This is a genomic window from Akkermansia sp. (assembly GCF_020860705.1).
Taxonomy (GTDB): Bacteria; Verrucomicrobiota; Verrucomicrobiia; order Verrucomicrobiales; family Akkermansiaceae; genus Akkermansia.
In genome coordinates this window covers 1-14508 of sequence record NZ_JAJBTT010000046.1, presented here as the reverse complement: position 1 = coordinate 14508, position 14508 = coordinate 1, and the positions used below count along the sequence as shown (strand labels likewise).

The window sequence follows — 14508 nt, the reverse complement described above, 5'->3', positions numbered from 1 at the left end:
ATCGTCTCCCTTGCTGCATGCATCAACGCATTCCCGCCTCCCGAACGGAGCGGGGCCTGTTGAAGCAACAAGAGCGTGCACCACCTTGACCGGATGTCACATTTCCGGTACATGCAGGGAACTCCTCTGCTGGAGTGGAAAACAACTTCCCTGGATGTCTCAGCCGCGGAGTTTGGCTTTCTGCCGCACGTGGCCCAGAGCCCTTTTTCCGTGGATCATTTTTTCACGGCGGTCAGCGGCGGACTGCCTGCGTGAACGCACGGTATATTTTGCGAAAATTTGGCTAACCGTCAGGTTGCCCTGTTCAAAAAGTGTGAAAATGTTATCTCTCACTCTCATTGCTTCCTGAAGCGCCGCATCAGCACCCCCGTATTGAGAATCGGAGAAATAACGGGTGAACAAACGCTTGTTCTTACAGATCGCCAACCGATAGCCTTGAAAGGCCGTCGTTTCGTAAGTGTAGCGGGTGATGTTTTTACAAGGCATATGTACAGAAGTTATGGGACCGGGTAATAGGAGCAGTGACAGGCTTCTATTAGGATAGGTGCCATTTCCTGTAAAATCCAGAAAAAACACAATTTGTTAGATTGAGTGCAAAAAATGCACTTTTAGGCGCTTGTGACCAGCTTATTGCGGTGTGTCATCCTTGACAAAAAAACAACCGTCGGAGACACGGATTTTCAATTTTTCTCCTGCATGCACCTGGTTCGTCTGCCGGATGAGTTGTTTATCCTGGTTTTCTACCAGAGCGTACCCGCGGCGCAGCGTTTGTTCCGGACTGTGAGCTTCCAGCCGGGCTTGAAGAAGAGCCAGTTGTGAAGAAAAGTCCGCCATGCGTGCGGTTGCGGCATGGGTCAATCCGGCCTGGAGGGTGGCCAGGAGCTGCGCTCTCTCCCTGTTGCGGTGGGCGGGATGGCGCATTTGCAATTGGTGTTCCAGCTGGTTGATACGGAGCGTATGTTGAAAAATGCGCGTGGCGGTCGCATTCAGCAGGGTTTCTTCCATGTCGTCCAGGCGCTGGGCGTAGGGGGAGAGCAGGGAATCCGCATCCAGCAGTTTTCCGCGCAGGTAAACATCCAGTTTCAGCTTGGAACGCAACAGGGAATGCCGGGCGGAGGCGTGAAGGGCCTCTTCCATTCTGTCCAGCTTGCGGAGCCATTCCGGTCCATCCGGCGTAGCGAGTTCCGCGGCTGCAGTGGGGGTGGGCGCGCGCAGGTCCGCCACAAAATCCGCAATGGTGAAATCCGTATCATGGCCCACCGCAGAAATCACGGGAACGGTACATTCGTAAATGGCGCGCGCCACCGTCTCCTCATTGAAATTCCACAGGTCTTCAATGGAGCCGCCGCCGCGGCCCACGATGAGCACATCCACGGGCGGCAGTCCGTTGAGGGAAGAGCGGGACCAGGCGCGGACGGCGGCGGCTATCTCGTGCTCCGCGCCCGTCCCCTGGACGCGCACGGGCAGCAGGTAGGCCTTCACCCACGGGGCGCGGCGTTCCAGCACGTGGCGTATGTCCTGGATGACGGCGCCGGTAGGGGAGGTGATGATGCCGATGGCGCGGGGGAAGGCTGGAATGCTCTTTTTGCGTTCTGCGTCAAACAATCCCTCCCGCTGGAGTTTTTCCTTCAATTCCAGAAAACGGGCCTGCAGGTCTCCCTGTCCGGCGGCTTTCACCTGCCTGATGACCAGCTGAAGCTGGCCCCTGTCCGGATACACGGTAGCGCTTCCCAGCACATGGACTTTCATCCCTTCCTGGAGCCGTATGGGGCACCTGGAGGCCGCCGCCTTGAAAAAGGCGCAGAAAATTTCCGCTCCCTGTTCCTTCAGCGTGAAGTAAACGTGGCCGCTGGTATGGTGCTTGACGTTGCTCAGTTCCCCCACCACCCATTGCGTGCCCACGGCAATGCTGACCGTATCCCTCAGGCGGTAAACAAGCTGTTTGACCGTGATGGGCCTGGGAGCGGCGGGCGTTTCCTCCGGGAATTCCATAAATTATGGTTCAAAGGGGATATTCAGCGCTTCATACGCCAGCATCCTGCATTGCTTGATGTCCAGCTTGCCGGACGGCAGCACCGGAATATGCTCCACGGGAATGATCTCCTTGGGGCACCACAGGGCCGGCAGCCCCTGGTCGATCAGGCCGTGCCTGATCAGGGTGCGCGCCTGGTGCACGTAATCCGTCACCAGCGTGGTGAGCAGGGCGACGGCCTCCCCCTTGACGGGGTCCGGAATGGTGACGACGGCTATGCGCCGTTCCTCGTCTGCCGGATCCAGGTTCCAGATATTCATAATGGCGGATTCCAGGGCTTCATGGGGCACCATCTCCCCGCCTATTTTGGAAAAGCGGGAAATGCGGCCTTCGATCTTCAGGAAGCCGAATTCGTCCGCGGAGCCTATGTCCCCGGTTTTTAGCCAGCCATCCACGAATATGTCACGGTCGGCCTCCGGACCGCCCAGATAGCCGGGGAAGATATTCGGGCCCTTCAGCCAGATCATGCCGGAAGTCGTGACGGGCACCACGCGGCCCGTATGCGGGCTGGTGATGCGGACGGCGATGCCCGGCAGCAGGGCTCCCACGGAGCCTTTCTTCATGCCGGGAATGAAGTCCCCGGCTGCATTGGAGGGGGCCGGGTCAATGAAATTGACGGAACAGACGGGGGAAGCCTCCGTCAGGCCGTAGCCTTCACACGGAGTGGTGCCGAATTTCTCCCGGAAAGCGGCGGAAAGATCGTCCGGCAGCTTCTCCGCGCCTACGATCAGGTAGCGAACGGTTTTGAAGGTATCCGGCTCGCAGCGCTTCATGAATCCGCGCAGGAAGGTGGGCGTGGTCACCACCAGGCTGATGCCGTACTGCTTGATCAGGGCGCCCAGGCGCTTGGCTTCCAGCGGGGAGGGATAGGTGACCATGTCGTACCCTCCGATCATCGGGTACCACAGGCCGATGGTGATGCCGAAGCAGTGGAACACGGGCAGACTGCCCAGGAACCTGCTTTGCGGGGCCAGTGTGATGCGGGAGGAACACTGGGAGATATTGGAAAGCAGGTTGTGGTGGGTCAGCGGCACGCCCTTCGGTTCTCCGGAAGAGCCGGAAGTAAACATCAGCACGGCTTCATCCGCGCCCGTGGGCTTGTCCAGGCCCAGCTTTTTTATCATGAAGCCGGCGGTCAGGAATTTGATGGCCAGTCCCCATCGTTTGGCGGAACCCTTGAGCAGGGGAAGCTCCCTTTCCATGAGGATCAGGTCCCGCTGGGGGGGCCAGGGAAAATTCTGGAGCTTGCGCATGAAGGTATCCGCCGTGATGAACCAGTCCACGCCGGACTGCTTGACGGAACTGGCAAAAGCCCCTTCCGAGGAGGAATAGTTGAAATTCACCGGCGTTTTCCCGGCGAACAGGCAGCCCAGGTTGGCAATGGCCGCTCCCTTGCCGGGCGGCAGGATAATGCCCACGCGGCGGTTGGTGGTGATCTTTTTCAGGCGTTTGGCGAAGGCTGCGGAAATGGCCAGCAGCTGGCCGTAGGTCAGCGTGGTATCGTCAATGCCGTCAATCACCCGGCAGTCGGAATGGAGCTTGAGACTGCGGAAAAGCAGGGCGGACAGGGAGCCGTGGAGCTGGGGCAGCGTGGCGTAAGCCTGGGCGGAACATTCCAGCCACGCGGAAGTCAGGCGCGCCGCCATTTCCGCTCCGGGAGCCAGCTTGGGAAGAATGTGTATCTGAATATCCGCCTGCGCGTCCGTATCCGCTTCCGCATCCAGCACGGAGCTGGTGTAGAAGCCCACATATACGGGTATGGGGGAAATATGGAGGGCGCCCAGGGTTTTCATCACCCGCGGCGGAATTTGGCAGATGGACCCCTTGATATGCGCCACCGGACCGGGCAGGAAAACCACCCGGCGGCCCTGGTTGATGCGTTCCATAATCGTCGCGCGCAGGGCGATGGGATCACTGGTCTCCGCCCGGAACAGGATGCCGTCCGCCCTGGTGGATTCCAGATGGGCCGCGATGGCCGCATCCGGCGGGAGGGCTTCCTCCACCAGATAGGTGATGCGGTCTCTGCCCAGTTCTTTTTCGAACATGAGCAGGGTTTTATGGGACAGCTTGTTGAAAATCAGCAGGTCGCCGGCGTCGGACAGATGGGAGGTACCGAAAATGGCCATGGAAAAAGAGGGAAAACTCGCTTGGCGCATGCTAGCAAGTTGTTGTGCCGAGGGCAAGAAGGAAAGGATCCTTCCTGCCTCTCTTCTTGTGACGTGTGCCTGTTTGAAAAGCTGCTGCGGCAGCTGAATGGATTTTTATGTGTGCGGAATGGTTTTTATGGGAATTCCGGGGTGGGGCGCCGGCGTACCGGATGAAGAAAGAAGATGCATCCCTGTTTGCATGAGGGAGTTATCTGGACCGGGACGGCCGCATGCGTTGCAGCAAAGCCATGCTCTTCAAGGAAAAAATGTAAGGGAAAAGAAGCGGATTTGAAATCCGGACAAGGGGAGATATTGTTCTGGAAGAAAATTACGAAAAGATAGTAATGTGTTTATAAATAGATATTATTGATATTCCTATTGGGGTTTCTATTTGAATAAAATGGATGATTTTTCCGAGGTGAAGAGAGGGAAACAAAAGGATGGGGATAATTTAAAACCTTGGGAACGTTATTTCCAGATTGACACCGGATTTCAAATCCGATATTCCATTTGCTTAATAGCGTATCTCATCTCTGCTAAAAGACCACACGTTTGTTAATCTATTTATAATAAGTTATTTTTTTATGAAGCTGCATTTGCCCTTGAATTTGTTGTCCGCTTTGCTCGCCTGTTGCGCCGTATGGCCTGCCTCCGTTCATGCCGCCCCCCTCACCATTACGGAGAACCAGGTTTTTGATACGGACGTTACGTGGAATGAAGACACCACCATCGGAGCGGACAATTTAACGCTGACCATTGAGTCCGGAAAAACCCTTACCCAGGCGGCGGGGGCGTTCAACATTGGTAACAACAGTCTTACCATTACCGGCGGCGGAATTTTCAAGATTGAAACGGCGCCCACCGTGGTAGTGGGCAGCGGCACCGTCTCCAAGACCCTGACCATTAACGGTGCCACGCTGGATTTGAGCTCTCCGGGAGCCAGTCTCAGCATGACGGGGGATAATTACACCCGTTACCAGGTAACCGTGACCAACGGCGGCACCTTGCGCGTGGGGGAATATACCTATGACGGCGCCGGGCTGGGGTCCATGGCTGTTAACACGGAGTACTGGACCCTGAACAACGGGCGCCTGGAAATTACCAAGGCAACCGACGGTACGTTCGGCAATGGACTGACGGTAGCGGCGGGCGGGGGCACGGTGGAGGTGGTGAATGCCGCCAGCACCATGAAAATTACCGCTGACGCTACCCATTATGTCCAGCTGAACGGCGTGCTGACCATTACCGGAGCCGGGAGCATGGCCACGGATAATGACAATGTGTTCCGTGGAGATGGAAGTTTGATCAAGGACGGCGCCGGGACGCTGACTCTGGCCAATACCTCTTCCTTCACGGGAGGGGTGGAGCTGAAAGGTGGCACCCTCATTGTGAGCCATGCCTCCGGGATGGGAACCAACAAGAATCTTTCCGTGACGGGCAATGCGGCTATCGGCGGCATTTCCGCGGGTTACCGGGGGCTTGCCCTGTCCGCAGGGGTGAGCCTGGACGTTTCCGCCGTGGATGAGAATGCCGGCCTGACCATGGGCTCCGGCGTTTTGTCCCTGGGGGGGCAGAACACGATGACCGGCAACCTGAATCTGGGCGCCGGGACGCTTATTGACGCCGCTCCTATGACGGTAAATGGAAATGCGCTGCTGACCCTGAACGGAGCCCTGACGGTGAACGGCAGCCTTCTGCTGGAAAACAGCGACGGCGTGAGCTGGAGCGCGGGAACCTATAACCTGATCAATGCCACGGGAGGCATCACCGGAGATTTGACCAATACCATCCTGTTGGGAACCGGCTTTATGGGAAACTGGAGCACGGAGGACAATGTGCTGAAATTTGTCGTGGAGCAGGTGACGACCCTGACCTGGACAGGCGGCGGAGATAATACGTGGACGGTGGGAGGAACGGGAAATTCCCCGTGGAATGCGGGGCTGGCCTTTGCCGATGGCAACGGCGTCGTTTTCGGAGACGTGACCGGCAATGTGCCGCAGACCGTGACCATCGCCGGACCGGTGAATCCGAAGTTGATTGTCGTCAATGCGGATTCCACCGATTACACGTGGACGGGAACCGGTTCCCTCACGGGAAGCTCCAAGCTGCAGAAGACCGGAGATGGAACCTTGTCCATCGCTACGGACAATGCCGGTTTTTCCGGAGAAGTCCTGCTGGGCGGCGGCACGGTGGAAATGCAGCACGCCAACGCTCTGGGCAGCGGCGACATCATTTTTAATGGGGGCTCTCTCAAATATGGCGCGGGCATCACGGCGGATATTTCCGGACAGATCAAGAAGGATGCGCTGGCTTCCAATGCCATCCTGGTGGATACGAATGGGAATGCCGTGGCCTGGACTGCCCTGGCTGGATGGGAGCAGAATATCACCCGTACGGGAGACGGCAGCCTGACGCTCGGCGCCGGAACTTATGGCGGCAAGCTGACGAATAGCGGGGACGGCTCCCTGATCATCGGCGCAGGGGATTCTACCTTGAACGGAGGAATCGGCGGTATGGTGACAAAGACCGGCACAGGCAACTTGAATTTGAATGCTGCTGCATTCAATGCTTCGGACGGAGCAACGCTTGTCATAGAACAGGGTGGACTCCTGTTGGGAGACAGCAATGCCTACACGTCCAGTATGAACATTGTTCTCGGAAGCAATACGGCGATGACTGTGTCTCATGCCTATGGGAAAATTAATGGAACGGGAACATTGACCATGGGCGCCGGCTCCATTCTTAACTTATATAATGGAAATTCTTCAGGCGGCCCTTTCGCGATGAATATTGTTCTGGATGCTGTCGACGGAAGGGCTACCATAGCCGGATCTTCGAATGGAGCTAGCACTTCCGTTAACGGAACCATCAGCGGTATGGGCGGATTGTTGATTACGCACCTCTCCAATGGTGATAACGCGTGGGGGTTCAACGCGGGATGGGTGAAAAACTCCTATGACGGGGATACGGAAATCCTTACTACTGTTGCGGACAGGGTGGTTAATCTGACGTATAACATAGGAAACGCGTCGATCGTTTCCGGACAGACCCTGACTCCGTGGGGGCAGGGGAACGTGACGATGGGAGGCGGCGCGAATTCCGTGACTGTCACCTTCAGCAACCTGAACTCCAATACGATCACAGGTGGCGTTTCCCTGGCCGGGGACATCACCCTGAAAGGGACGAATGCGGCTACGACGCTGAACATCTTTACCGGTGCCACCGTGAACGTCAATCTCAATGGAAAGGTATCCGTGGAAACGTCTGGAAACGGAAGGGCTACCATCGTGAGCGGAGACAGCCTCAAGGTGCTCGGCGGCCTAGGCGGCTCGGGAACTCTGGCGGTGAATACCAGGAACAATGCCGGGGCTTTGACCCTGGGTGGTGACGCCTCCGGTTTTACCGGAATCTTGAATCTTTCCGGTGCCAACCTGTATTTGAACGCGGATACGGCTTTGGCCGGGACGCTGAATGCTTCTTCCGCCAAGGTGACGGCCCTGCGTTCCCAGCAGGTGACGGGGACGCTCAGTGCCGCCTCCCTGGCCGTTGACGGGGCCGCCCTGACGCCGGGCGGCGCAATCCTGACGGTAGCCAACCTGGAGCTGGGGGCGGATGCCGGCGTGAGCCTGAATATTGACGGCAATGTGACCGCTGGGACCTATACGCTAGTCGGATGGGACAACCTGACAGCCGGGAACTTTGCGGATGAAGGTTCCATGACCCTGACTGGAACTCTGGCGGATTTGTATCATGGCGAGTTTAACGTGGATACGGCGGGCAAGACGGTGTCCGTCACCGTGAGCATGGCGAATGGCGTGATTGTCTGGGACGGCAACCAGATCGGAGCCGTGGACAATACGGAGACGTATCTGTTTGACGGTGCCCATACGGGAGAAGTGGTCCTGACGGGCAACATGGAAGCCAAGGCCATCTACTTCAACAATGGAGCCGGCAAGGATCTGGAACTGACCAATAACGGAGGCAAGCTTTCCGGAAACGGCGCCATGACCAAGCTGGGGGAAGGGAAAGTGACCTTCAACAGCACCAACAATGATTATTCCGGCGCGGTGAACATCAAGGAGGGTACCGTTGTCGTGAAGGCGAACATGGCCCTGGGTACCGGAACGGTGACAGTGGACAGGACGGGACGCTTGGAAATTGGCGTAACGGGTGGAATTGTAGGTATCCTCGGTTCCACCATGCCTACGATCAACGGAGGCACGATCGCCTTTACTTCCGGGGGCGCCAATACGCTTGGAACCAATTTGGCCAATGGCTCCGGCATCAATCTGGAAGTGATGGGTAGCGGAACGGCCCTGACAATTTCTGCCGCCCAGACGAAAACCAGTTTGACCACGGTGGGCGAGGGGGCGGTCCTGAATCTCGGCAAGGGGCCCAACAGTGGCGCGCAGTCCATTCTTTACGGGAACCTCATGGTGAACGGCGGTACGCTGAATACCACGGCAGGGGATCCGTTCGGCTACAACAACAGTGGGAATTTCGGCACGCTGACCTTGAACAACGGCACTTGGAATGTCAGCGGCAGCAACACGACGATGGCCTCTACCAGAATGGTGTTCAACAACAGCCGGGTGGTTCTGAATATTGCAGGCGGAGGATTAAACGGCTTCGACTTGTACAGCGGCACCAATACCCTTGTAACGCAGCAGTCCGCTACCGGAATGAGCGTTTTCTCCGTAGCTGAAGGAGCTCCTGCCACCGACGAGGCGAACGCTCTGACCCTGCGCGGCGGTACGGCTGTTTTTGACATAGCCCGCGGGAACTTTGCGCTGGACGACACGAACACGGCTGATTTGAAGCTGGATGTGATCGTGGCCACGGAAGGCAGCGGCACCAACCTGGTCAAACAGGGGAACGGGGTGCTCCAGTTGAACAAGGCCAGCAGCTATACCAATGCAACCCTGATCAAGGAAGGGACAATCCTGCTGACGGGAGCCGGAACCCTGGGGGGAGGAGCCGTGACGCTTGGCGGCAACGGTGACGCCTTCCTGACTTACGCGGTAAACGGAGATCAGACGGTGGCCAACGCCATTGGCGGTACGGGCACCATCACTCAAAAGGGAACGGGCAAAGTGACGTTCAGCGGCGCCAACACCTATGCAGGCACGACCAATGCGGAAGCGGGAACGCTGGCGGCCGGAAACGCCGCAGCGTTCGGGACCAGCACGGTTTCCATCTCTTCCGGCGCAACGCTGGACATCGGCAATTATGCGTTGAAGAACGCGGTCAGCGTGAAGGCCGGCACCGCCGCTGATGCACTCTCCACGGGTGCGATCACCAGCGATGGCGGAGCTATCGGCAGCCTGACGCTGGGCAGCTACTCCCGCCTCAATGTGGCGGGAAGCCTGGCGATGGCCGCCGGTTCCTCGTTTACCTTTGACATGACGGGGCTTTCTGCGGGAGGAACCGCTCTGGTGACGCTTACGGGAGGCCTGACGCTCACCGGGACACATAACCTCACCCTCTCCAATTACGAGTCTCTGGTGGATTCCGGCGATTATTCCCTCCTGACGGTGGGAACCGGAACGCTGACGCTGGGTTCCTTCAACGTGGGAGAACTCATCAATGAAACCCATCCGGAACTGACCTACATGCTGGGGCTCTCTGCGGACGGCAAAACGCTTCAGCTCAAGATTGAATCTACCGCGGACATGCTCACCTGGAACGGAACGGAGGGCTCCAATACGTGGAGCGCAGGGGACGTCAGCAACTGGACTTACGCGGGAGCGGGCGCGCCTCCGGTGAGCACGGACGGGCAGCCCCTTATCTTTGACAACACGGCGGAAAACAAAACCGTCTCCATCACGGGAGACGTGGCGCCGTCTTCCATCATCGTCAACAACAGCGGAGCCGCCAACACCTACACCTTTGAAGGAGCCGGACACATTACAGGAGCCACGACCATCCTCACCAAGAAGGGAGACGGCACGCTGGTAATCCGCACCGCCAATACGTACGGCGGTTCCACCTCTCTGGACGGCGGCGTGGTGGACATTAACGGCAACGGTGCGCTGGGAACGGGCTCCATTATCTTTGGCGGGGGCACCCTGCAGGCTTCTGGCAACGTAACGCTGACGCAGGTCATGGTGCAGAAAAACGCCGGGGACGCGGTCAAGCTGGCAGCCTCCGGCGCCGGCACCACGCTGACGGTGGATACGGCCGGGCAGGATAGCTTCCTGGGTCTCAACTGGAACATTTCCGGAAACGGAGCCGTGGCGCTGGGGGGCATTGCGAATACCAAGGTGCTCTCGGGAATTATTACCGTGGCCAACGGTTCCACCCTCAACCTCTCCGGCGGTTCTGAGATAGCCCTTTTCGGCATTCTCAAGAACATCACCGGAACGCTTGCCAAAACGGATGAAGGATCCCTGCTCGTCAAGGCGGTCAATGGAAATGATGCGCTCGGCGGCACGCTCAGCAATGCCGGGGGCAGCATCGTTCTGTCCGGCTACGGAGCGGCCACGGCCAACCGGACCATTACGGTCAATGGTGCGCTGAATGCCGACCTCGTTGACGTCACCTACGGCGTGACGCTGGACCTGAAACATTCCCAGAACATCGCCACGCTGCAAATCGGCGGCGGAACGGTGGGGGGCAATACACAGGCTTCCGCAGTCAACGTGCTTACAGGTATGACGCTCACCTCCGGCGGCGTTCATCTGGGCGGCGCCAACGGCCAGGGCGCGCTGGCAGGCAACTTGAACATTATCGGCGGAACGGCCGTGCTGGCCGGAGCTTCCTTCCTGGATGGCTCCAACTCCGGCATTACCCTCAGCGGAAACGGCACGCTCACGCTGGGCGGGGATATTACCGGAACATCCGGCACCCTTACGCTGGGAGAAGGCACGCTTAACGCTACGGGGGCCTGGGCCGCCTCCGCAGGAGTTGTGCTCAATGCCGCTGCGGGCAAGACCGCTACAGTGGACACCACGGGCGGGAACATCACCCTCAACGGCGCCTTCACCGGATCCGGCAATCTGCTGAAAACCGGTACGGGTACTCTGGGCGTAGGGGCCGCCAGCGCGGATTACGCGGGCACCTTGACGCTGGCTTCCGGCACACTTGCTTTCCAGAACGGCGCTAATGGCTATAAAGCCGCGCTCAACGTTACCGGGGGCAACCTGACGGGCGGCCAGAATTACAAGGGCGTCAAGAACGTCTCCGTGAACGCGGCCGCCGGCGTTGGCTCCATCTCTCTGGGCTCCCTTTCCGGTTCCGCTCTCAAGACCATTAATATGACGGATGCCGGAACGGTCATCAGCGGCATTGCAGGCGCTGCCAGCCTGGACAGCGCCAGCCTGGTGGTGGGCACGGGCAACGTTTCCAAGAAGCAGAATCTGGATGGAAGCGCCTCCATGATCCGGTTTGACGCGAACGGAACACAGTTGGAAATTGAAACGCTTACCCTTACCCTGTCCGCCGATGTGATCAATGCCATGAAAAGCTGGGGAGCGGGCGATCGTACGGCGTGGTTCAACCTGACCAACGGCATCCTGGGCTACGGCACGGCCACCTTCACCCCGCAGCTGGAAAGCCTGGGCTTTGCGGTGACGGGCCTCAACGGAGGCTCCATCGGCATCACGGGGGACGCCACGCAAATCTACGCGGTGGGAAGTGAAGACAGGACGGTCACTCTCAACTCCGAACTGGACCCATACCGTGCAGTCATGGTGGACGGCAATCTGGCTCTCAATATCCCCGGCGTGGACAATGCGGCTGACGGCCTGACGGTTAACAACCTCTCCGGTGCGGCTTCCGGCGTCATCAATATCACCAGCACCAATGACAAGACGGCTTCCGTCATCCTGAATAACGAGGTGCTGGGAACTGATCCGAATACGTCCGGACCCGACACGAAATACTCCGGAACCATCAATGGCGGCACGGCCAACATCACCAAAACGGGAGCGGGCTCCCTGGAACTTGCCGGAACCGTGAACACCGGCGGAACGCTGGAAATGCAGGGGGGCAAACTGACGCTCTCCGGCACGGCGGATCTTGGTTTCATCAAGCTTAATTCCACCAACTCCGGCAATCTCTCTTCCCTGGACATCACCGGGAAGACGGCAGCGGGAACGGTGACGGATGAAGGCAACGGGGGCGCGCTATCCCTCGGGAAGAACGGCCAGCTGACGCTCGGAGCCGCCGGCTCCGAACTATCCAGCAGCACCATTTCCGGGGAAGGCAAGCTCCTGGTGGCGGACAACGCCTCCCTGGCGCTCAACGGCACCTCCAGGCTGGACGGCGTGCAGGTGGACCTTGCTGGCAATGCCTCCTTAAATCTCGGCAACGCCGCCAACAGCATCTCCGGCCTTACGGGGACCGGATCCCTCCAGAACGGGTCAGCTCTGGAAATCACGACAGCCGGAAACGCCCTGTATGAAGGAGTGCTCAGCGGAGACGGCAGCATCACCATGAATGGTACGGGCACGCAGACCCTGAAGGGGAACGGCGCGGCCGGCCAGGCCCTCAGCGTCACCAAGGGAACGCTGGAACTGATAGGCGCCCCAGGCGGCAACGGTTCCGTGACCTACAAGACGCTTACCGCCGGTTCCGGAACGCATGTGCGCCTGGCTCCGGTGGGGGATGGAGTGGATGCCGTGAACACGGCGCTGACGGTGACCAACGGTCTCAACCTGGCAGGTTCCAATCTGGACCTGGTGATCAACACCAACCGGGACGACCTCTTCTCCGGCCCGGTCATCACGGTGCAGGCTGGCGACGTCAATCTCGACGGGACTACCGTTTCCCTGGGCAGTTTGGAAGACTACGACGACCCGGCGGACCCGACCGCCAACCTCAACTTCACGCTGGTGGATGCGCAGGGAGCGGGAGGCACCGTCACGGCAAACGGAGCTTCCGTGGAAGCCTCAGGCTACTTTGACTTCTATTATCAGGAATTCGGTATCCGTTCGGAAAACGGGAAGATTGTCGTTACCGGCATGGTCAAGACAGACAACGCCTTCCTGGGAGCTGCCAACACGGCCAACTCGGAAGCCGGGGCCAACCTCCTCTGGAACAGCCGCGGCGACGCGCCCAAGGGCACCGTTCTTGGCGACTTCCGGGAAGCGGTCAGAAACGACATTCAGTCGGGCAATACCTCCCAGGCCGCTCATTCCATGGCAGCAGCAGCGGGCAGCACGGTAAACGCCCTGGGCACGGCCCAGCGAGACGCCCTGCGCGAACAGATGGGCTGGATCCGCAACCGCACTACGCTGATGGGCGTCAACCCCTCCTATGTCAACGAAGACATGCCCTACTTCCACATGTGGATGGAAGGCACGGGGTCCTACGCCAAGCTGGACACCAAGGGGGATGAAAGCGGCTACCAGCTCACTACCTGGGGCGGTACCGTGGGCATGGATGTGGACATCAGCAACCACTTCACCATGGGAGCGGCCTTCACGGCCAACTACGGTGACCTGACGGCCAGCGCGGCGGACTCCGCCGACGGCCACCTGGACAGCTACTACGCCAACCTCTTCGGGCGCTACCAGAGCAAGCGCTGGGCGCACACGCTGATCCTGACGGGAGGCTGGAACGACGCCAAACTCAACCGTACGGTCAACTACGGGGAAGGCAGCTACAGCACGCAGGGAGACACCAACGGGTGGGGATTCGGAGCGATGTATGAGCTGACCTATGACATCTACCTCAACGAAGACAAGAGCAGTGTGCTGCAGCCTTTGTTCAACGCCTCCATCGTGAAAACGAGCATGGACGGCTACACGGAAACGGGAGCCGGAAATGCGGGGCTGAATGTAGGCAAGCAGGAATGGACGACGGGAACGGTAGCACTGGGCGGCCGGTGGATGGGGCTGGTAGGCAGCAATGTCTTTGGACGTGAAGCGCTGGCAGAGTTCCGAGTGAATGCGGCCCAGGACATGGGAGACGACCGTGGCAAGACGGGAGTAGGCTTCCTGGCCAACCCCGGCTACACGCAGACGGTGAGGGGAGCGAAGGTAGGGACGACGGCGCTGCAAATCGGAGCGGGCTTGAGTGTACCCGTGGGAACGAAGGGAACGATCTTCGTGAACGGGAACGCGGACATCCGCAGCGGAGCCAACTCCCTCAACGGAAGCGTGGGGTACCGGTATGACTTCTAAGAGAGTTAAGGGTTAAGAGAGGAGAGTGGAGATACTTCCCTCTCCGGACTTCCAGGGCCGTTCCGGACAAGATCCGGAGCGGCTCTGTTTTTTAGTTAACAGTTAATAGGGAATAGTTAATAGCAACTCAACTCTCCACTCTCCACCCTTAACTCTTAACTCTTAACTCTTAACTCTTAACTCTTAACTCTTAACTCTTAAC

General features: G+C 58.7%; 4 protein-coding genes. 1 reads left to right on the top strand and 3 read right to left on the bottom strand.

Annotation, left to right across the window (positions count from 1 at the left end; genetic code table 11):
* Positions 1-159: 159 nt before the first annotated feature.
* The 3 genes from LIO64_RS10695 to LIO64_RS10685 are packed head-to-tail and all read right to left on the bottom strand — an operon-like array spanning position 160 to position 4158.
* Positions 160-576, bottom strand: coding sequence for a hypothetical protein (locus LIO64_RS10695; RefSeq protein WP_290549437.1), 417 nt, complete (start codon positions 574-576; stop codon positions 160-162).
* 51 nt (positions 577-627) lie between these two features.
* Positions 628-1992, bottom strand: coding sequence for an exodeoxyribonuclease VII large subunit (gene xseA, locus LIO64_RS10690; protein ID WP_290549436.1), 1365 nt, complete (start codon positions 1990-1992; stop codon positions 628-630).
* A gap of 3 nt (positions 1993-1995) precedes the next feature.
* Positions 1996-4158, bottom strand: a complete 2163-nt coding sequence (locus LIO64_RS10685) for an AMP-binding protein (protein ID WP_290549435.1) — start codon at positions 4156-4158, stop codon at positions 1996-1998.
* Between the two features lie 605 nt (positions 4159-4763).
* Here LIO64_RS10685 and LIO64_RS10680 point away from each other — a divergent pair.
* Positions 4764-14306 (top strand): autotransporter-associated beta strand repeat-containing protein, encoded by a 9543-nt coding sequence (locus LIO64_RS10680; RefSeq protein WP_290549434.1) that lies wholly within the window; start codon positions 4764-4766, stop codon positions 14304-14306.
* Positions 14307-14508 lie beyond the last annotated feature (202 nt).

Bases quoted from the DNA above. Each gene is read 5' to 3' on its own strand.
- LIO64_RS10680 (WP_290549434.1), top strand. From the start codon at position 4,764: ATGAAGCTGCATTTGCCCTTGAATTTGTTGTCCGCTTTGCTCGCCTGT.
- xseA (WP_290549436.1), bottom strand. From the start codon at position 1,992: ATGGAATTCCCGGAGGAAACGCCCGCCGCTCCCAGGCCCATCACGGTC.
- LIO64_RS10685 (WP_290549435.1), bottom strand. From the start codon at position 4,158: ATGGCCATTTTCGGTACCTCCCATCTGTCCGACGCCGGCGACCTGCTG.